The organism is Motiliproteus sp., from assembly GCF_965230735.1.
Taxonomy (GTDB): Bacteria; Pseudomonadota; Gammaproteobacteria; order Pseudomonadales; family Balneatricaceae; genus Motiliproteus.
In genome coordinates this window covers 3,141,523-3,160,882 of the sequence record NZ_OZ246016.1, presented here as the reverse complement: position 1 = coordinate 3,160,882, position 19,360 = coordinate 3,141,523, and the positions used below count along the sequence as shown (strand labels likewise).

17 protein-coding genes are annotated in these 19,360 nt (G+C 55.9%); 12 read left to right on the top strand and 5 right to left on the bottom strand.

Annotation, left to right across the window (positions count from 1 at the left end; translation table 11 throughout):
• Positions 1–8: 8 nt before the first annotated feature.
• Positions 9–1,373 carry an exodeoxyribonuclease VII large subunit gene (gene xseA / locus ACO05M_RS14535; RefSeq protein WP_421864332.1) on the bottom strand — a complete coding sequence of 455 codons (1,365 nt, stop codon included), beginning with the start codon at positions 1,371–1,373 and terminating at the stop codon, positions 9–11.
• 260 nt (positions 1,374–1,633) lie between these two features.
• Between xseA and prfB the strand changes: the two genes are divergently transcribed.
• The 8 genes from prfB to ACO05M_RS14495 all read left to right on the top strand — a co-directional run bounded on the left by prfB (position 1,634) and on the right by ACO05M_RS14495 (position 11,307).
• Positions 1,634–2,731: a peptide chain release factor 2 gene (gene prfB, locus ACO05M_RS14530; RefSeq protein WP_421864329.1), complete on the top strand. Its 1,098-nt coding sequence runs from the start codon at positions 1,634–1,636 to the stop codon at positions 2,729–2,731.
• Positions 2,732–2,799: 68 nt separating this feature from the next.
• On the top strand, positions 2,800–4,347 hold the full coding sequence (gene lysS, locus ACO05M_RS14525) for a lysine--tRNA ligase (RefSeq protein ID WP_421864327.1): 1,548 nt from the start codon (positions 2,800–2,802) through the stop codon (positions 4,345–4,347).
• 6 nt (positions 4,348–4,353) lie between these two features.
• Positions 4,354–4,824, top strand: coding sequence for a hypothetical protein (locus ACO05M_RS14520; protein ID WP_421864324.1), 471 nt, complete (start codon positions 4,354–4,356; stop codon positions 4,822–4,824).
• Between the two features lie 24 nt (positions 4,825–4,848).
• Positions 4,849–5,559, top strand: coding sequence for a uracil-DNA glycosylase (gene ung / locus ACO05M_RS14515; protein WP_421864321.1), 711 nt, complete (start codon positions 4,849–4,851; stop codon positions 5,557–5,559).
• 295 nt (positions 5,560–5,854) lie between these two features.
• Positions 5,855–6,598, top strand: a complete 744-nt coding sequence (locus ACO05M_RS14510) for a substrate-binding periplasmic protein (RefSeq protein WP_421864318.1) — start codon at positions 5,855–5,857, stop codon at positions 6,596–6,598.
• 286 nt (positions 6,599–6,884) lie between these two features.
• The gene (locus ACO05M_RS14505; RefSeq protein ID WP_421864316.1) at positions 6,885–8,315 is read left to right on the top strand and encodes a rhomboid family intramembrane serine protease; all 1,431 of its coding nucleotides are present in this window, start codon (positions 6,885–6,887) and stop codon (positions 8,313–8,315) included.
• Positions 8,316–8,374: 59 nt separating this feature from the next.
• Positions 8,375–9,808 (top strand): hypothetical protein, encoded by a 1,434-nt coding sequence (locus ACO05M_RS14500; protein WP_421864313.1) that lies wholly within the window; start codon positions 8,375–8,377, stop codon positions 9,806–9,808.
• A 200-nt stretch (positions 9,809–10,008) separates the two neighbouring features.
• Positions 10,009–11,307: an HD-GYP domain-containing protein gene (locus ACO05M_RS14495; RefSeq protein ID WP_421864310.1), complete on the top strand. Its 1,299-nt coding sequence runs from the start codon at positions 10,009–10,011 to the stop codon at positions 11,305–11,307.
• 29 nt (positions 11,308–11,336) lie between these two features.
• Here ACO05M_RS14495 and speB read toward each other — a convergent pair whose 3' ends face one another.
• The 3 genes from speB to ACO05M_RS14480 form a co-directional block, all read right to left on the bottom strand.
• Positions 11,337–12,167, bottom strand: coding sequence for an agmatinase (gene speB / locus ACO05M_RS14490; RefSeq protein WP_421864307.1), 831 nt, complete (start codon positions 12,165–12,167; stop codon positions 11,337–11,339).
• A 92-nt stretch (positions 12,168–12,259) separates the two neighbouring features.
• Positions 12,260–12,625 (bottom strand): MmcQ/YjbR family DNA-binding protein, encoded by a 366-nt coding sequence (locus ACO05M_RS14485; protein WP_421864304.1) that lies wholly within the window; start codon positions 12,623–12,625, stop codon positions 12,260–12,262.
• Between the two features lie 92 nt (positions 12,626–12,717).
• Complete coding sequence (locus tag ACO05M_RS14480; protein ID WP_421864301.1) at positions 12,718–13,575, bottom strand: endonuclease/exonuclease/phosphatase family protein; 858 nt, start codon at positions 13,573–13,575, stop codon at positions 12,718–12,720.
• Positions 13,576–13,783: 208 nt separating this feature from the next.
• Between ACO05M_RS14480 and ACO05M_RS14475 the strand changes: the two genes are divergently transcribed.
• Positions 13,784–14,731 carry a DMT family transporter gene (locus tag ACO05M_RS14475; RefSeq protein WP_421864299.1) on the top strand — a complete coding sequence of 316 codons (948 nt, stop codon included), beginning with the start codon at positions 13,784–13,786 and terminating at the stop codon, positions 14,729–14,731.
• A 94-nt stretch (positions 14,732–14,825) separates the two neighbouring features.
• Positions 14,826–15,347 (top strand): MerR family transcriptional regulator, encoded by a 522-nt coding sequence (locus tag ACO05M_RS14470; protein ID WP_421864296.1) that lies wholly within the window; start codon positions 14,826–14,828, stop codon positions 15,345–15,347.
• Positions 15,348–15,466: 119 nt separating this feature from the next.
• Here the strand turns inward: ACO05M_RS14470 and ACO05M_RS14465 are convergent, their stop codons facing one another.
• Complete coding sequence (locus ACO05M_RS14465) at positions 15,467–18,256, bottom strand: methyl-accepting chemotaxis protein (protein WP_421864294.1); 2,790 nt, start codon at positions 18,254–18,256, stop codon at positions 15,467–15,469.
• 250 nt (positions 18,257–18,506) lie between these two features.
• On the opposite strand from ACO05M_RS14465, the gene ACO05M_RS14460 reads away from it, so the two are divergent.
• Together ACO05M_RS14460 and ACO05M_RS14455 are read left to right on the top strand one after the other, a co-directional pair.
• Positions 18,507–18,782: a hypothetical protein gene (locus tag ACO05M_RS14460; RefSeq protein WP_421864291.1), complete on the top strand. Its 276-nt coding sequence runs from the start codon at positions 18,507–18,509 to the stop codon at positions 18,780–18,782.
• Positions 18,782–19,324, top strand: a complete 543-nt coding sequence (locus tag ACO05M_RS14455) for a YaeQ family protein (RefSeq protein WP_421864289.1) — start codon at positions 18,782–18,784, stop codon at positions 19,322–19,324. Before ACO05M_RS14460 ends, ACO05M_RS14455 begins: the two co-directional genes overlap by 1 nt.
• Positions 19,325–19,360: the final 36 nt, after the last annotated feature.

Here is a 19,360-nt window from a genome sequence, read left to right as displayed (position 1 = left end):
GTCGCTCGTCAGTCGAGTTCAAGTTGGGGTTGGACCAGGGCCGGAATCACCTCGGTGACCTGACTGACTAGTTCGCCTTTGGCCAGCCGGGTGTGGAGTCGATCGCCGACTTTCAGTTGTTCACTGTCGCGCACCAGTTGGTTGGATTCGTTACGGCTGATGCTGTAGCCGCGATCCAGCGTCGCCAGCGGACTGACCGTATTCAGCGCATGGGCCTGTTCACCGAGACGACGTCCGAGGCGCTGAAGCTGTTGCTCGATGGCGCGCTTGAGCCGCAACTCAAGTTTGGGCAGCTGATCCGCGTATAGGTTCACCTGGCGTTGGGGTAGTCGGCTCTGCAAACGTTCGCGCAGATGGGCCAGCCGGAGTCGCTGGCGCTGGAGCCGGTTCTCGGTGGCCTGTCGCAACCGAAGCTCCAGTGAGTCGAGCCGCTGGCTTTGCTCCTGCAGCCGTTGTCCCGGATGGCGCAACCGTGCACGCAGGGACTCGCATTGGTAGCGATGGCGCTGCAGTCGCTGCTGCATCTGGCGGCTGAGCTGCTGTTGGTACAGTTCGAATCGTTGTAGCAGTTGTTGTCGATCCGGACTGAGTTGTTCGGCCGCCGCCGACGGGGTTGGCGCCCTGAGATCGGCGACAAAGTCGGCGATGCTGAAATCGATCTCGTGACCGACCGCACTGACGATCGGAATGGGGCAATTAAAGATATCCCGCGCCAGGGCTTCATCGTTAAAGGCGCACAGGTCTTCGGCCGAGCCGCCACCACGGCCGATCACCAGTACATCGCAGCGCTGGTCCCGCTGAGCCAGAGCCAGGGCTTGGCGTAGCTGTGCCGGCGCCTCGTCACCCTGTACTGCCGCCGGGTAGAGGCTGACCGGAATGGCGGGGAAGCGTCGCTTCAGTACGCTGAGAATATCCTGGATCGCTGCGCCGGTAGGGGAGGTGATCACGCCGATGTGTTGCGGGTGGTCCGGCAGCGGTTTTTTGTGTTCGGGCTCAAACAGGCCTTCGAGCTGTAGCTTGTTCTTTAATGCCTCGAAGGCAGCCTGCAGGTCGCCGCTGCCGGCCGGCTCGATATAGTCGCCGATCAGTTGAAACTCGCCTCGGCCTTCGTACAGGCTGACCTTGGCTCGCAGCAGGACCCGGTCGCCGTTCTGCGGGCGATATTTCAGGTAACGGGAACGGTTGCGGAACAGGGCGCAACGGACCTGGGCTCGCTCATCTTTCAGGGTGAAGTACCAGTGCCCGGAGCTGGGGCAGACGAAGTTGGAGATCTCTCCCTCAACCTGCAACAGGCCGAAGCCGGACTCAAGCAACAGCCGGGCTTGTTGGTTCAAGGAGCTAACGCTGAAAATTTCCGAGGATGACTGCTGCAAGGGGAAATGAACTCTTGATGGTAACAGTGGCGCCTGAGCGGTTTGACGAGGAGTTGGACTTGGCGCCTATGGTAGCCTGAATGCTGAAAGCTCGGAAGGGCGGCTTTCAGTGCCAAAACAGTGGCTAAACCGCCCCTGTAACCCCTACCCAACAGCGGTCCGATTCAGGTAAAATTCCGCCTTTTGCTTCAGCCGCTTCGACCGATGGGAAGACAGCGGTTTTGCTACCTACCTCAAGAAACACGCGACAAGGCCCAGGCATGATCGAAGTTAATCCCATTCAGCTGCGGATCAAGGATATCGCTGACCGTACTGCCCAGCTAAAAAACTACCTCGACTACGAGACCAAACACGAGCGTCTGGTGGAGGTGGAACGCGAGCTGGAGCAGCCAAGCGTCTGGGACGACCCGGATAACGCCCAGAAGCTGGGTAAGGAGCGCTCGGCGCTGGAGCTGGTGGTCAAGACCATCGACGATATGGAAGCCGGTGTGACCGACACCTCCGACCTGCTGGAAATGGCGGTCGAGGAACAGGACGAAGACACCGTCGCCGATGTCGAAGCCGAACTGGACGATCTGGTGGCCAAGCTGGAAGTGCTGGAATTCCGCCGGATGTTCTCCGGTGAGATGGACCCGAACAACGCCTTCCTCGACATCCAGGCCGGCTCCGGTGGTACCGAAGCCCAGGACTGGGGCGAGATGCTGCTACGCATGTACCTGCGCTGGGGTGAGGCCAAGGGCTTTAAGACCACGTTGGAAGAATGTTCCGCCGGTGAAGTGGCCGGTATCAAATCCGCCACCATTCGTTTCGAGGGCGAGTACGCCTTTGGCTGGCTGCGGACCGAGACCGGTGTGCACCGCCTGGTGCGCAAGTCGCCGTTCGATTCCGGTGGTCGCCGTCATACCTCCTTCACCTCGGTCTTCGTCTCTCCCGAGATCGATGACAACATCGAGATTGACATCAATCCGGCCGATGTTCGCACCGATACCTATCGCGCCTCCGGTGCCGGTGGTCAGCACGTTAACAAGACCGACTCGGCGGTCCGTCTGACCCACGAACCGACCGGTATCGTGGCTGAGTGTCAGAGCCAGCGCTCGCAGCACAAGAACCGTGATCAGGCCTGGAAAATGCTGCGTGCCAGATTGTACGAGCAGGAGATGCTCAAACGGAATGAAGAGAAGCAGGCGCTGGAAGACACCAAGTCCGATATCGGCTGGGGCAGCCAGATCCGTTCCTACGTGCTCGACGATCAGCGGATCAAGGATCTGCGTACCAACGTCCAGACCAGCAACTGCGATAAGGTGCTCGATGGCGATCTGGACCAGTTTATCGAAGCGTCTCTCAAAGCCGGTTTATAAACCGGCTTATTCAAACAGCTTCAATACCGATAACCGAATTTTTTGACGATTTTTAGGACATAACACCGATGTCAGACAAGCAAGCCGCCCCTCAAGACGAGAACCGACTAGTTGCCGAACGCCGCGAGAAACTCAACGCGCTGCGTGAGCAGGATCCCAAATCCAACGGTTTTCCCAACAGCTTCCGTCGCGACAGCTACGCCGGCGATTTGCAGGCCGAGCATGGCGACAAGAGCAAAGAGGCGCTCGAAGAGGCGGGCATCCAGGTTGCCGTTGCCGGTCGGATCATGCTCAACCGCGGTGCCTTTGCGGTGCTGCAGGACATGACCGGTCGCATCCAGTTGTACGTCAATAAAGGTGCGCGTCCGTTCGCCAAGTCGCTGGACCTGGGTGATATCGTCGGCATCAAAGGCACGCTGCACAAGTCCGGCAAGGGTGACCTGTACGTCGACATGGAAGAGACCGTACTGCTGACCAAGAACCTGCGTCCGCTGCCGGACAAGCATAAGGGTCTGCAGGACACCGAGATGCGCTACCGTCAGCGCTACGTCGACCTGATCACCAACGAAGACTCGCGTCGGGTATTCGAGATTCGCGCCAAGATCGTCGCCGCGATTCGTAATTATCTGTCCGAGCGCCGCTTTGTTGAAGCCGAAACGCCGATGCTGCAGGTGATTCCGGGTGGCGCCACCGCGCGTCCGTTTGTGACTCACCACAATGCGCTGGATATCGACATGTACCTGCGGATTGCGCCGGAGCTTTACCTCAAGCGTCTGGTTGTGGGTGGTTTTGAGCGCGTGTTCGAGATCAACCGTAACTTCCGCAACGAAGGACTGTCGACCCGTCACAATCCTGAGTTCACCATGCTCGAGTTCTATCAGGCCTACGCCGACTACAAGGACCTGATGGACCTGACCGAAGACATGCTGCGCACCGTGGCTCAGCAGGTACTGGGTACCACCACCCTGGTCAACACCGTCAAGAATGAGCAGGGCGAAGTGCTGGAAACGATCGAATACGACCTGGCCGCACCGTTCAAGCGCCTGAGCGTGTTCGACTCCATCCTCGAGTACAACCCGGACATCAAGCCCGAAGCGCTGGCCAACGAGCATGCCGCCCGTGAGATCGCAGCCCGTCTGGATATTCCGGTCAAGGACAGTTGGGGCCTGGGCAAGCTGCAGATCGAGATCTTCGAGAAGACCGTCGAGCACCGCCTGAGCCAACCGACCTTTATCACCGAGTACCCGACCGAGGTGTCGCCGCTGGCCCGTCGTAACGACGACAACCCGTTCGTTACCGACCGGTTCGAATTCTTCCTCGGTGGCCGAGAGATCGCCAACGGCTTCTCGGAGCTCAACGACTCCGAAGATCAGGCCCAGCGCTTTATGGATCAGGTGGCCGAGAAGGACGCCGGTGACGACGAAGCGATGCACTTCGATGCCGACTACATCAACGCGCTGGAGTACGGCCTGCCGCCGACCGCCGGTGAGGGCATCGGTATTGACCGTCTGGTGATGTACTTCACCGACTCGCCGTCGATCCGTGATGTACTGCTGTTCCCGCATATGCGGCCTGAACTGAAGCCGCAGGCTCAAGCCGAGAACGAAGGCGAGTAAGCTCAGATGGCGACCGTAGAAAGCGATGGTGCAAACAGCTTTCTCGGTCGTTGGCTGTTCCCAGCCCGTTCGCGTCAGTTTCCGGGTAAACGCTGGGCTAAAATCGTCCTGCGTACCTTGCATCTGTTTGGCGTCGCCGGTATCGGCGGCGCCTACCTCTACCATGCGCAGCCGCAAGACTGGCTGCCGTTTCTGTGGCTGACCCTGTTGACCGGAACGGCGATGGTGCTGATCGAGCTCTGGAGCCATTGCATCTGGTTGCTGCAGCTCCGCGGTATGGCCATTCTGGTCAAACTGGTGCTGTTGAGCGGGGCTGCGGCGCTGCCGCCATCGTTCGATCCGGGGGTTATCTTTGTGGTGATTCTGATATCCGGAATCATCTCCCACGCTCCCAGTCGCCAGCGCTATTATTCGCCGTTTTACGGTCGCAAAATCACCCTTAACGATTGGAGCTGGGGTCGCCCCGACGGCGACTGAAGGCTCAAAATCGGAGATCTCTCGATGAATTCACCTTCGCTGAACTCCCCAGCTATAAACTTGGAACCCGGCTGGAAGACGGCCTTGGCCGACCAGTTCGACGCCGACTATATGCAGCAGCTGCGTCAGTTTCTGGTCGAGGAGAAAGCCCAGCGCAAGGTGATCTACCCCCACTCAAGCGACACCTTCAATGCGCTGAACTTCACCCCGTTGGAGCAGGTCAAGGTGGTGATTCTGGGGCAGGACCCGTATCACGGACCGGATCAGGCCCATGGCCTGTGCTTTTCGGTGAAACCGGGCATCAAGACGCCGCCGTCGCTGGTCAATATCTACAAGGAGTTGGCTACCGACCTGGATATCCCGCCGGCCAACCACGGCTATCTGGAGTCCTGGGCTCGTCAGGGGGTGCTGCTGCTCAACTCGGTGCTGACCGTGCAGCAGGCCAATGCCGCGTCTCACCAAGGTAAAGGCTGGGAGCGCTTTACCGACCGGATCATCCATATCCTCAACGAACAGCATGACGGCATCGTGTTTATGCTCTGGGGCAGCTACGCCCAGAAGAAGGGCGCCTTTATCGACCAGAGCCGCCACTGCGTACTGAAAGCGCCGCACCCGTCGCCGCTATCGGCCCATCGCGGCTTTTTCGGCTGCCGCCATTTCTCCCTGGCCAATGCCTACCTGCAACAGCACGGTAAATCAGTGATCGACTGGCGATTACCGGAACCGATCACCTAAAGGCAGTAAGTTAAAGCAGCGATTGGCAGTATTGATCATCCCATTGCTTGTCTGGTTTGCGCGTAGGGCTTTTCTGGGTTTTCGGCTTTGCGTGCACTCTTTGCCGCCTTCTCATTCAGGATTGGCGGCCAACAACAAACGACAAAAAGATATCAACACGCAATCTATAATTCCGATCAATAACACCTAATTTGCCGGCTGATTGTCAGTCATCAACTGGTAGACGGATCAATCGTTTACTTGATTAGGTCAAACGAGCATGCTTCAAGGATCGTATGACGTGAGAGCAGGGTATATGCATAGTGGAAGCAGGCTGAATCTACTATCGTCACTCGTCATCATCGGATGTCTTGTTTTAGCTCCTCTGTCGCACGCAGAAGCGGCTGATCCTATTGAATATGCGTATCCGGACCAATCGGTATGGACGACTTATCGTGACTCCAATGGCGTATTGAAAAATCCGCTACTTGGCCTAGCCGAGGAGATATTCAATCAAGCCAATCTGGATTGGTATTCGACGCCTTACCCTGCCAAGAGAATGTTCAAACGCCTCCAGGAAGGACGTTCCATGTTCTCGATGCTGGTGCGGGCCCCCAGTCTGAAGGAGTGTTGCCTGTTTAGCGAAAAGCCGATCACCTCCACGGAGTTGCGGGTCTACCGTCGTAAGGATGCGCCCGCTATTAATCATTACCGGGAACTGGAAGGGAAAAGGGTTGCTGCACTGCTCGGTTACAGTTATGGAAAAATCGGTCGGTATGTTCGTGATAACGCTAATCGCGTAGTTTTGTCGGAGGCGGCCCGTCACGATAATGCGTTCAAGATGCTGCGACAAAGACGGGTGGATTATGTGCTGGACTATGCAGGCCCCTCAGAGGAAATGCTGGAAGTCATTTCGATACCGACGATCGATTATGATGTCCTCACTCGTTTAGATGTCTATTTGGTGTTGAACAAGACCTACCCGGACGCTCAATTGCTGATGCAGCGGCTGGAGTCGATCGCAGATAGTCTGGATATCGAACAGATACTTGCCCAGTAGGCCGTTATTGGATGTTAGCGCCCGAATAGTTCATATAAACCCCAATCGAAAGGCTGTTCTGCATGAACGTTTTTTGATGGTTGGACAACCCCAATAAGTAGCATCCTTATCACTTTCGGTATCTCAGAGAGATAGCCGCTGTTTCCCTTACGGATTATCGACGACCTGCGTACGCTCAGACCTGCGCTGATCCGATAGTCAGTGCCGGTCGAATAGTGATAATCTCGACAATCTAATCACGGTAGCCGATACCGTGCCAATAACCAACGAATGGAATCGGGTTGTTATGGTTATTCTCCCCACCGAGAAGCGGTTTGAGTGGGAACACGCACCTGTTGTGCTGTTCTGCATCGTGCTGCTGAACATTCTGATTTTCGCCCTCTACCAGTCCAACGATGACGCCAAGTTCGAACGGGCCCTGGTCAGCTACGAACAGCTGCAATATCTGGATTATGAGTGGCCGATCTTTGAAACGTACCTGAGCGAACAGGGTGATGGTTCCGATTCTCAGCAACTGCAGGATCTTCGCGAGCTTTACCAGCAACAGCACACCGCCGAGCTGGGCTACTACGTGCTTAGCGATGCCGGGTTTTATCATTACCTGAAGGCTAATCGCCAAACCTTGCCGGTACCGGAAGACTTTGGCTATTGGGAGAATCGGGCCGAAATCCATGACCAGATCCAATCGGTGAGTTACCTGGCCTATGGCCTGAAACCCAACGACCTGAATCCGATCACGCTGCTTACCCACCAGTTTCTGCATGGCGATACGATGCATCTGATGGGCAATCTGTTCTTCTTGGTGATCTGCGGCTTCGCGGTGGAAGCGGCGATCGGGCATTGGCGCTTTCTGCTGTTCTACCTGATCTCCGGCGCGGCCGGTGGATTGCTGTATATGGCGTTGAATCTGAACAGTCCCACCACGCTGGTGGGGGCTTCGGGGGCGATCTCCGGGGTGATGGCGATGTATCTGGGGGTGTTCAGGCTCAAGAAGATCGAGTTTTTCTACTGGTTCTTTATTTTTGTCGGTTATTTCCGCGCTCCGGCCCTGTTTATTCTGCCGTTCTATATCGGTAAAGAGCTCTACAGCTATATGACCGATCTGGATTCGAATGTCGCCTTTATGGCCCATACCGGCGGTTTTCTAGCCGGGGGGCTGTTGATCATGCTGGCGTTGGTGATCAACTCCCGAATGCTCGATGAGGAGTATATCGAGGAAGATCAGCAGATCGATCCGCGCCAGCAGGATCTGGCCCAGATCTATCTCTATCTTGAGAAGTACCGGTTTGATTCGGCATTGAAGGCGATCGATAAGGCGGTTCAGAAGTACGGTCCCGGTTTTGATTTTTCTCTGCTGCGCTACAACCTGTTGAAACTGAAACAGGGCGATGCCTACAACGAGTCCGTGCTGGCGATATTGCGTGAAGATCGGCTGCGGCCGCATCAGCTCAAAGTTGTGGATCAGATCTGGCATGACAATCCCGAACTGCAGTCGCAGCTGGATGACGAAACCTTGCTGAAACTGGGTTGGAAACTGACCGCACTGCCGGATATCTCTACTGCTGATCAGATCTTCGCGTTGCTGAACAGCCGTGAGACCCGGGGACGCCCTTTGGGACATCTGGCCCGTAAGCTGGCCCGGATGCACGGGGATCTTGGCAATAACCTGAAGCAGAAGCGTTACGCCGGCATCGCTGACCAGCTGCAGCAGGCATGAGTCGGGACACCGCTGATCGGATGCGGCGACAGAATACGGATTTGAAGGGATAGCAAATCATGGACTATTGCAAATACCACCCTTTGGCAGCAGCAACCTTCACCTGCCCGGAGTGCGAGAGCTTGCAGTGTGACGACTGTGTGGATGAGGGCGGTTACCGGGGGATAGAGCGCTGCTTCGTTTGCGGCTGTGAAGTTGAGGGCTTGGGGGCTGCGAACAACATCGAGCCTTTCTGGCGACGCTTACACCAAAGCTTCCGTTACCCGATGAACAGGAGCACGATGCTGCTGATTATCGGTGTCTCGGTGCTGTCGACCCTGCTCGCATCCTATGCGTCGTTGATCACCTTCCTGCTCTGGGTCGGGGTTTCCGGAGTGATGATCAAGTACAGCTTTCTGTGTCTGCAGAATACCGCCAATGGCCTGATGGTCGCGCCGGCAACCGGTGATGCTTTTCAGGGTGGCGTGCATCTGATTATCAATATTCTGGGGATTTTGCTGGTGATGTCCGGCGCCATCTATGCCACCGGTTTCTATCTGGGGCCGGGGCTGGCCAGCACCCTCAGTGTGATCCTTACCATCGGCCTACCGGCGGTGTTGATCAACTATGCCATCAGCGAGCGCTTCACCGAGGCGATCAATCCGCTGAGCATGTTGCGGCTGATCTTCGCCATCGGATTACCCTATGGACTGCTACTGGGCTTTATTCTGATCATGTCGGGTTCGGTGGGGATTATCAGCGGCGTAATCGGCGACAAGTTCTCCATCCTGTCGGCGGCGCTGCAAAGCGTGGTCTTTTATTACTATATGGTCGTTGTGTTCCATATGATGGGTTACATCATCTTCCAGAATCAGCAGGAATTGGGATTCAGTGCCCGGGAAACTTACGGGGTTGAGCGCGAGGTTCGATCGGCCAAAACTCTGCTCAAGGCCCGTATTGGGATTCAGGTCAAAGAGGGGCGTTATGTGGAAGCGCTGGATAGTTTCCGGCTAGCACTCAAAGAGCATCCGGACGATAAGGAGATCATGCTGAACTGTTTTGAGTTTCTCTGCGTTACCGGCAATCGAACCGACCTGCTGAAGTTTGCCCCCCGATACTTTAATTTCCTGCTTGGCGCAGGGCGTAGTGATCTGCTCTATCCCGGTTACAAGAAACTGCTACGCCTGGCCAAGGGCTATGTCCCGGATACCGCCGAGCTGAGACACCAGTTGGCTGCTGCCTGTCAGCAGGCCGGTAATCCAAAACTGGCCGCAAGGCTGTTGGTTGGGCTACACCGAGCTTATCCCGATTACGACAAACTGGCTGAGGCTTACCGATTGTTGGCCCAGTGTCTGGATGAGTTGCCGAATATGGCGGAGAAGGCCAAGCAGTGCCGTGCGCTGGTGGCCCATTTCGAGCAACAGGGATCATTGAAACAGCGGCCTGCCCAACCACAGTCCTCCCCATCAGAAGTGCCGTTGCAGACCGAAGCCGGAGAATCCCTGGCGGAGTAAAGATCGACCATGAAAGGGCGGCTTCGGTGCCGCCTTCTGAGAGTTCTTCGTCTGCCGGGTCAGATACCGCGAGCGAGCCAATCAACAGTGCAGATGGGCACGGTGGTGCCGGCTTTTTTATTGCTCGAAAGGATGCTGCAACGGTTACGAAATCATTGTCTATTCTTTGTATATCAAGTTGATAGCCGACAGGAGTTGTAATGTTCAAGGTTGAACCGGTCAGAGAGTCTGACCTGTTTGAAGGGCTCGATGTGGATCTTGGTCGTGCCGTTCATACCCTAACCAAGGCGTTGGATTACGTCGGTGTCGACGATAAGAGCCACGGCTGTCGGGTCGGCTTACTCTGCCACCGGATCGCCCATGCGCTGGGCTGGCCAAAAGACCGGCGTCATCATGTACTGCTGGCTGGGATGCTGCACGACTGCGGCGTCTCCTCCACGGCGGTGCATCAGAAGCTGCTTGACGAGCTGGAATGGAAGGATGCCGAGCAGCACTGTATCCGGGGGGAATATTTTCTCAATAGCTTCGCCCCTTTTCAGAGCTACTCCACGGCGATCCGTTATCACCATACCCGCTGGGAGCACTTGCCGGACTCGCTGGATAAGGAAACCCGCGAGCATGCCAATCTGATCTTTCTGGCCGATCGGCTGGATGTGATTTATGCCTCCTACGTGCTGGAAAATCCGCACCATCTTGCGCTGCTGAATCGAGACGAGTTGATTGGTGAGCTGCGTGAGCACGCCGGTACGCTGTTTTCAGAGACGCTGTTCGCCGCGCTGGAGCAGGCGGCCAATAAGGACAGCTTCTGGTTGGAACTGCGTGATGAGTACCTCGATGACGCCATCTTTGAGGTCCTCTCTTCGGAGGACTACCGAATCTCGTTGGAATTTGACGAGATTGAGTCGCTGGGTGAGCTGACCTCGCAGATTGTCGATGCCAAGAGCCCTTTTACCCACTACCACAGTTTGAGAGTTGCCGATCTGGCTTATTCGCTGGCGGAACTGCTTGGCTTCGATCAGCACAGCATGCGTCTATTGCGAATTGCCGGATTGCTGCATGATGTCGGCAAGCTACGTACTCCCGACGAGATTCTCGAAAAACCCGGCGCTCTATCGGCGGAAGAATCGGCCCAGATTCACAGTCATCCGCTGGACAGTAAACGGGTCCTGCGGGCGATCTTTCCGAATACGCCGATCGCCAAGTGGGCATCGGAGCATCATGAGAAGCTGGATGGGTCCGGCTATCCGTTCGGGTGGCGTGGTGATCAGATCGATCTGCCGACCCGGATTCTCTGCATTGCCGATATCTTCCAGGCGCTTTGCCAAAAGCGACCCTACCGGGAGCGGCTCAGTATTGAAAAGGTTCTCGACATCATGGACAAGATGGCGGATGCCGGACAGATCGATCTGCAGGTCTATGCCGTACTTAAAGACAACAGGGCCCTGTTATACGGCACGGCGATCAAAGAGGGAGCTCAACAGTCGTTCCCCGACAGTTGAGCATCGCGGCAAGCCCAGCCGCCCGCTCCTTAGCGAGCGGGACTGTCGACGAGTAAGCGACCGATCAGCTCCTTGGCCAGCTTGGCCGCCACCATCGCACTCATGTCATTGATATCCCGAAGCGGGTTCAGCTCCACCAGGTCGGCACCCACCAACTGGCCTTTGAAGTTATGGATGATATCCAGCACAGCTCGGGTCGACAGTCCGCCCGGCTCGTGGTGTGAAACCCCGGGGGCGTAGGCCGGATCCAGCGCATCCAGATCCAGCGACAGGTAAACCGGGCCGTCAAAGCTCAACTCGGCCACGCCGCTAAGATCCCGCATATGGTGAATCTCGACCCCGAAACGTTCGGCCTGCTGTTGCTGATGGCGGCTCAGGGTACGAATACCTACCTGGACCAGACGGTTTAATTTGCCGGTTTCCATCAGACGGCTGAACGGTGACGCGTGACTATAAGGGTTGCCCTGCATGTCATCGTACAGGTCGGGGTGGGCATCCAGGTGCAGTACGTTCAAGCCCGGGTAGGCGTCTGCATAAGCCAGAATTGCCGGGTAGGAGACCGAGTGGTCACCGCCCAGGCTCAGTAAACGATGTCCGGCATTGAGCGACTGTTGTACCGAGTCGTAAATGGCATCGAAGGCCGCTTTACCGGCCAGTCCCGATAACGCAACATCGCCGGCATCCTGCCACAACGCCGAGTCTCCCAGATCAAAACCGGTTTCGGTGAACAGGTTGGCTGAATCGCACTGGAACGCCTCCCGAATCCGAGCTGGCGCCAGTGCCGGGCCGGTCAGGTAACTGGAGTTGTTGTCTTGGGGAAGACCTAGAAGGCGAACGTTGCCGTACTGCGAATTGGACATCAGGGAGGTATCTCGCTTGATAGAATCGGGTAATCGGGCGTTTGTATTTCAGCAGAATCCTACCCGCAGCAACACCGAGAGCCAAGGGATGGTTACGGCTGGTTCAATCCCAGTTCTTTCTGTTTCTTTTTGGTTAGTCCCAGTGAAACGATCCGGTAGGACTCGCTCAGATAGTATTTCAGATCATCATCGGCCGACTCCGGTAGATCGTACTGCTGAATCCACTTCATCCCTCGGGAGGCCAGGTAGGGAGCAGGGCGATAGCCGGGCATATCGTGAAGAAAATAATAATTCCGCTCGGAGGTCTTGAAGGTATAGGCGGGTTTCTCCGCTTTACTCCAGCCGCCGATGGCGAACACCTTTCCACCAACTTTCCAGACATGGGAGCCGCCCCATTGAACCACATGGGTAGTGGCTGGAAGTGCACCGCAGAAGGCGTTGAATTCGTCATAGGTCATGGTTTATAGGTCATGGTCAGGGGGATTCAGATCTCTTAGCGCGAAATTTGTGTAGTCTAGCTCTGTCTTTTGACTCGTCCAGTCGCTGAGGCTTACGAGGGAGGGGCGAGATTGAGTTGGATGCTGATCGGATAGTGATCCGACGGATAAACGCCATCGTACTGGTTTCTCCATACCTTGATTGCCGACAGCGGCCTGAAGCCAGGACTGATAAGGATATGGTCGATCGCCGGTAGTAGGTCCAGTCCGAAGAGCCGATTGGTTGAACCGTTAGGCGGAATGACCTTCAAACCGATCTCTTCAAACAGACGAACCTCTTTAAAGCCGCTGGGGACATTGAAGTCACCCAGGACGATGACGGGAATGGGCTCGCGCACAAGATCTTTGATGCGCTCAACGATAAGAGTCGAACTCCTTAGCCGATTGCTGCGGCTCTTGTAATCATTGTGGACGTTGAACAGATAAAATTCATGGTTGCTGCAGTGGCTGCGGAATCTGGCCCAACTGGCAAAGTAGGGGTAGCCCCCGTTCCACTGGCTGGAATAGACCCTGTCCGGCGTATCGGAGAAAAAGAAGAAGCCCTGATCGACCAGATCGAATTTGTTGGCTTTATAAATAATCGGTTGTGTTATCGGGAAAGCTGCGGGGTTACCGATGGCGGCGTTTAGATAGCCGGTGGTGGAGGCCTGGATCCAATCCAGCTGCAGATTTCTTGGACTGTAGTCTCCCCCATCAAAGGTCTCCGCCTCTTGAAACGCCACGATGTCGGCATCCATCTCGTTCAAGATACGGCTGACCGCATGTTTTCGAGTGTCCCAGGTTTCATCACTGTCACTAGGAACAATGTAATGAATGTTGAAACTGGCGATATGTAACGTACAGCTACTACTCGCGTATAGCGGGCTGCAGAGAATCGTTAACAAAGCGGTTATGAGCAGTTTTAGCGACATTGGCGAGTCTTTGTGATGGTACTAGCCGGTTAGGCTTAACAAGAAGGTTTCCTAGCTCACCACGGACAGCCTGGCTGACTAGGCCTCGTGAATCGTTTCTTGTGATCTTACCGCGCCTGAAGCTCCGCGTAAGATGAATTCAAACCGTTGACCTGTCTACAGGTGTAACCCTCATGCTGCCCATCCTTGATGATGAGGTAGTTCAACCATGCAACAACAGGCAATTTTAGTCGTTTTATCGGGATTCAAGAGCCGGTTTGAGGACAGGGTTTCCCAATCGATGCAGGGTATCCTGCTGGCATTGATCTCTACCGCTCTTTTCGTAGTGGTCGGGGTGATGGTTAGGATCCTGAGCGAGCGGATAGATCTGTTTCAGATATTACTGTTCCGCCAACTCGTTTTTATCACACTGCTGACGCCGGCTATTTTAAGGTCATTCGATACTTTGAAGCGCACATCGATGGCGAAATTTCACCTGCTTAGGATCACTGGTGCGTTTCTGGCGCTGTATCTGGGTTTTGTTACGGTCAGTAATATTCCGCTAGCTGATGCCACGGCCCTGGGCTTTACCCAAGTGCTGTTTGTCGCTGTGATCTCGAGGTTGTTTCTGGCTGAATCGGTCGGAACGATACGGGTTATGACTCTGCTAATCGGGTTTGTCGGTGTGCTATTGGTGGTGCAGCCAGGTTTTGACAGTCCTTCGCTGATCTACATGATGACCGGTCTGACAGCTGCCTTGGGGGCGGCGGTTGCAGTGGTCTGTGTTCGCTGGATGGCACAGACTGAGTCTCGGACGGTGCTGCTCAGCTACCAAGCCCTGTTTGTTGGCTTGATCACCCTTGTGCCGAGTTGGTGTGCATGGCAATGGCCGACACGAAATGAGTTGTTGCTGCTGATTTCGGTGGGGGTGATATCGTCGCTGGCACAATGGATAGGTGTCACGGCGTACCAAAAGGCTGAAGCCAATATCGTAGCCAATGTGGAATACATCAAGATTTTGTATTCGCTGATCTTGGGCTACTTGTTGTTTGCTGAGCTTCCTAATGTGCTATCGGTTTTCGGCGTTGTAGTGCTGCTATTGAGTGCATTGGTACCTTGGTTTTGGCAGGTGGCCTGCTCGTTCAGATCTAGCCGTCCGAAAGCAGGCTGCGATTGATGGGACTCGGATCATGGTGTACCAAGGAGCATTTTAACCTGTCTATAGGTATAAGCTTTAGCTTACTAATAAGTTACTTGGCGAGGTGTTTAGTGTGCTGACAGTTTCTCAACTGGCCAAGCGCTTCGGTATTTCGCGCACCAGCATTCTTTACTACGAACGACAGGGGTTGCTGTTACCCAGTAAACGCGGCGATAACGGTTATCGCTGGTACGGTCAGGAAGCTGTCGAGCGATTGGAGAAAATCATGGCCTACCGCTCCTTTGGTGTCCCGGTGGCCCACTTGGCTTCACTGCTGGCAATGAAGGCCGATGCTGGTCAGCAGCAGATTCTACAGGATCAATTCACTGCGCTAGAACAGCAGATTCAGCAACTGCGGCTGCAGCAAAAAGCGATAGTTCAATATATGGATCAGCCACAACTGCCCGAACGTGGCGCCGTTTCCAAGGAGCGCTGGAGCCAGATTATGCGCGATGCCGGTTTGAGCGATGAGGATATGCATAACTGGCATATTCAGTTTGAACACAACGAGCCTGACGGCCATCAAGCGTTTCTGGAGTCACTCGATATTGAGGCTGACGAGATTGTTCGGATAAGGCGTTGGTCTCGCCCCTGAGCCCAAGGGACTCTCTCCGGGGGCACGAGTGAGGTTGTGCTAGGGGAGGCGAAAAAAGCCGGCATCTTGATGCCGGCTTTGAGGGTTAATTGATGGGTTTTCGAGTCAAACTTCTCGAATCAGGTCTTAAACTGCTCTACCTCATGATTCAAGCCGACTGCTAGCTTGGCCAGCTCTTCACTGGCACTGGCGATCTGCTCGGTGCCCTGGCCGGTCTGTTGAGAAAGTTTACTGATCTCCTCTGCATTGCGACTGACCTCTTCAGCAACGCTCAGCTGCTCTTCGGTGGCGCTGGCGATCTGCAGGCTCATGTCACCGATGGTGTCTACCGAACCACGGATTGCCTGCAGGGCTTCGGTGACCTGTTGGGCTTGCTCGACCAGGTCTTCGGCCTGGCTGGTACCCCGTTTCATCGCCTCGGTCGAGCGCAACGCGCCGGTTTGCAGCGAGCTGATCATCTGCTCGATCTCGCTGGCCGAACTCTGGGTGTTTTGCGCCAGCGAGCGCACCTCATCGGCGACCACGGCAAAGCCTCGGCCCTGTTCACCGGCGCGGGCAGCCTCGATGGCTGCGTTCAGGGCCAGCAGGTTGGTCTGATCGGCAATCCCTTTGATCACGTCCAGAATACTGGCGATATTGCTGGTGCCCTGTTCGAGCTCGTTGACCATGCTCATCGAGCCTTCCAGTGTTTCGGCCAGGGCCTGAATACCGCGAACCGTTTCGCCGACCACCTCGGAGCCTTCGGAAACCTGGCCGCGGGCACTGTTGGCGGCATCGGCTGCCAGCGAAGTGTTCTGGGTGATCTCACGCACCGTGGCGCTCATCTGATTGATGGCACTGGCGACCTGATCGGTATTCTGGTGTTGCAGCACCACATTCTGACCGGTCTGCTCGGTGATGGCGGCCAGCTCTTCCGAGGCGGCGGCCTGTTGCGAGGCGGAGTCACTGATGGTGCCGACGGTGCTGCGCAGACTGGCGACCATATCCGCCATCGCCTGCTGCATCACGCCAACCTCATCGTGCTGAGTGACACGGATATTGGTGGTCAGATCGCCGGCGGCAATCTGTTTGGTGTTATCGACCAGTTCGATGATCGGGCGGCTGATGCTTCTGGCCAGCAGAACGCCCAGTGCGGCAATGACGGCCACGGCCACCGCCACCATGATCGTGGTCAGTAGCATCAGCTGTTTGACCGTGGCGAGGGCCTCGGCTTCATCGATTTCGGCCATCAGGGCCCACTGGGTATCACCCACCTGTACCGGGGTGTAGGCGGACAGAACCGGGTTGCCGTTGTAGTCGATGATGATATCGACGCCGGTTTCCCCGTTCAGCGCACGTCGTGATGCCTCGGTATCGACCCCATTGGCTTCCACGGTACCGGCGAACGAGGCGATCACCGAGTGACCGGTCGGATCAAGGAAGGAGTCGGACCGCATCCGTTTATCCGGCCCGACCAGGTAGGCTTCACCGGTTTCACCCATGCCTTCGCGTTGCTGCATGATGGCGTTGATCGCGCCGAGCGAAACCTGCAGCGCGACGGTCATGACCACGTTACCGTCCCGATCGGTGACCGGCTGGGCAATGAAGCTGGCCGGAGCATCGTTGGAGGGGGCGTAGGGAGCAAAGTCGACCAAGCCGAAGTTTTTGCTTTGCATCACCTGACGAACCAGAGAGCCGAGATTGGAGCTGGCGTATTTGCCGCTGACCAGGTTGGTCTGATAGTCGGCCTCCCGGGTCACGGTGTAGAAGGCATAACCGCTGTCGTCGATCAGGAACAGGTCGTAGTAGCCGTACTTCTCAATATATTTCTTGTAGAAGTCGACGCCGTCGCTGTCGGCCGGCGAAAAGGCTTCGGCGACGTCGATCTCGCTGATCATTGCCCAGCGCACACCGCTACCAAAATCGACCACTTCCCAGGAGGAGAGCACCGGATTGTCGTTGTAATCACGGATGATTGCCGCCCCCGGCTTACCGGCCAGCGCTTGCTCGATCGCCAGGGTATTGACCTGGGTGTTGTTGGCAAAGGAAGCTTCGACACTGTGGGTCTTGGGTGACAGGTAAGAGTCCGATCGCATCAACCGATCCGGGCCGACCAGATAGGACTCGCCGCTTTTGCCCATGCCGTCCCGGCGCAGCATCACGTCGTTGAGGCTATCCAACGGGACCTGGAAGGCAACGTAGCCGCTGACTTCGTCGATCAGGTTGGTGACGGTGGCCAGCATAAAAGCGGCAGGTGCTCCTCCGGCCGGTGCGTAGGGGGCGAAGTCGGATACCGTGATCGCTTTCGGTCCCTGTTTTTTCGCCATCTCCAGCACCTGGCCCAAGCCACTGTCGTTCAACTCGGAGTTGGGGATATTCATGCCCATGTCCGATTCTTTGGCGTCGGTATAGAGGATGGTGCCGTCGGGGGAGATCAGGTAGAGATCGTACCAACCGTTAGCCTCTACAATTTTCGACACCCGGGGACCGTAGACCTTGGCGCGGCGCTGCCAGCGGCCGCTGTTGACGAAATCGTCGGTTCCGATCACCGCCAGGTTCAGAGCATCCAGAGCTTCACCGATAAAGGGGGAGTCGCGGGTGATCCGCAGCTGAGCCTTCATCGAGGAGATATGCTCATCGAGCTGGGACTTCTTATTCGCCTGTACGGCGGCAAGCTTTTTGAATGCTTCGTCGCTTAGGGTTTCAACCGTATCGACCAGCACATTCATATCGGCCCGACGATTGGCAAAAAAGTCGCTGATTTGCGCCTGTTTGATCGATCGAACTGATTGAAGTTGGTTGAAGGCTTGGGATTCGAGTGCGTCGGACGCGCGTTGGATACTGATGCCGGCGTAGATCAACAGCGGAATCAGCGATAGACAAAGAAATGCCGCAACCAGTTTACGGTTGAGGCTGTTTAGCAAGGTCATAGCGGTACTCCAAATCACAGCATTGCACTGCTGACCGGCCGATCCTCACGAAGTGGCCAACGGTGCGATTGGACTTATTATTTTCACCATGTGCCAGACGACTATAGCCAATGGTCTAATAAACACAAGGTAATTGTGCCCTTGAGCGGATCTAGCTCAATGTCTGCATTCAGACCCGACTCGCGTTATAGGGACAGCACCGCTTTTCGGTGTAAGCTCAGGTACCCTGACCTTAGCGAGGAGGTGTGTGATGGGAAAACCGACCGAGCAGCAACTCGAAACCGCCTTGGCTGTTGCCGTTGACATGCGCGAGCGCGAACATGATCCGCACTTTGTAGCGAAGTCCCTATTGAACTGTCACTATCGGCTCGAGCATCTCGAACAGCTGCTCAAGCTGACCGAGCAGTATCTTCATGCAGGCCAGAATGAGCAGCAGCATGCCCATTTGCTGGTGGCGATCGAAAAATATCATCAACTGGACGATCACACCGCCGCGGTGGATCGTCTCAAATTTGGACTCGATTAATGGCCCGAGGCAGTCGAATCTTCAAGTTTAAGCTCTATCTGAGCGATATGGACCGACACTGTTATGAACAGCTGGACCTGACGCTGGCACAGCATCCGTCGGAATCGGAGCAGCGCCTGCTGACCCGGTTGCTGGCGTACGGGTTGGAATATGAGCCTGGGTTGGCCTTTGGTGGTGGGGTTTCCAGCACCGATGAAGCCCCAATCTGGCTACGTAACGATTTTGATGAAGTGCAGCACTGGATCGAGATCGGCCAGCCCGATCTGGAGCGACTGGCGAAGCTGCATAAGCGTCATCCGCGTTTGAGTCTGTATGTCTACGGCGCCAATGCCCACCGTTGGTGGAATCAGCACCAGGCCAGCTTGTCGGCGCTGGCCAAACTGCATCTCTATCTGCTCGATAATGCAGTCATTGAGTCCCTCAGCGAAGGGCTGCGCAGTGGCGTTGAGGTGCAGCTCAACCGCCAGGATAACCTGCTTTACCTGGCGGTGGGCGACCGACAAGCCGAGATGCCGTTAACCCGGCTGCTGCCCGAGCATTGAGTGAATCGCTCAAAACCTAGACGCTGCAACGCGGCA

What these genes read in the sequence shown, in the direction of transcription:
- prfB (WP_421864329.1), top strand. Translation starts at nt 1,634, where the DNA reads ATGATCGAAGTTAATCCCATTCAGCTGCGGATCAAGGATATCGCTGAC.
- lysS (WP_421864327.1), top strand. Translation starts at nt 2,800, where the DNA reads ATGTCAGACAAGCAAGCCGCCCCTCAAGACGAGAACCGACTAGTTGCC.
- ACO05M_RS14520 (WP_421864324.1), top strand. Translation starts at nt 4,354, where the DNA reads ATGGCGACCGTAGAAAGCGATGGTGCAAACAGCTTTCTCGGTCGTTGG.
- ung (WP_421864321.1), top strand. Translation starts at nt 4,849, where the DNA reads ATGAATTCACCTTCGCTGAACTCCCCAGCTATAAACTTGGAACCCGGC.
- ACO05M_RS14510 (WP_421864318.1), top strand. Translation starts at nt 5,855, where the DNA reads ATGCATAGTGGAAGCAGGCTGAATCTACTATCGTCACTCGTCATCATC.
- ACO05M_RS14505 (WP_421864316.1), top strand. Translation starts at nt 6,885, where the DNA reads ATGGTTATTCTCCCCACCGAGAAGCGGTTTGAGTGGGAACACGCACCT.
- ACO05M_RS14500 (WP_421864313.1), top strand. Translation starts at nt 8,375, where the DNA reads ATGGACTATTGCAAATACCACCCTTTGGCAGCAGCAACCTTCACCTGC.
- ACO05M_RS14495 (WP_421864310.1), top strand. Translation starts at nt 10,009, where the DNA reads ATGTTCAAGGTTGAACCGGTCAGAGAGTCTGACCTGTTTGAAGGGCTC.
- speB (WP_421864307.1), bottom strand. Translation starts at nt 12,167, where the DNA reads ATGTCCAATTCGCAGTACGGCAACGTTCGCCTTCTAGGTCTTCCCCAA.
- ACO05M_RS14485 (WP_421864304.1), bottom strand. Translation starts at nt 12,625, where the DNA reads ATGACCTATGACGAATTCAACGCCTTCTGCGGTGCACTTCCAGCCACT.
- ACO05M_RS14480 (WP_421864301.1), bottom strand. Translation starts at nt 13,575, where the DNA reads ATGTCGCTAAAACTGCTCATAACCGCTTTGTTAACGATTCTCTGCAGC.
- ACO05M_RS14475 (WP_421864299.1), top strand. Translation starts at nt 13,784, where the DNA reads ATGCAACAACAGGCAATTTTAGTCGTTTTATCGGGATTCAAGAGCCGG.
- ACO05M_RS14465 (WP_421864294.1), bottom strand. Translation starts at nt 18,256, where the DNA reads ATGACCTTGCTAAACAGCCTCAACCGTAAACTGGTTGCGGCATTTCTT.
- ACO05M_RS14460 (WP_421864291.1), top strand. Translation starts at nt 18,507, where the DNA reads ATGGGAAAACCGACCGAGCAGCAACTCGAAACCGCCTTGGCTGTTGCC.
- ACO05M_RS14455 (WP_421864289.1), top strand. Translation starts at nt 18,782, where the DNA reads ATGGCCCGAGGCAGTCGAATCTTCAAGTTTAAGCTCTATCTGAGCGAT.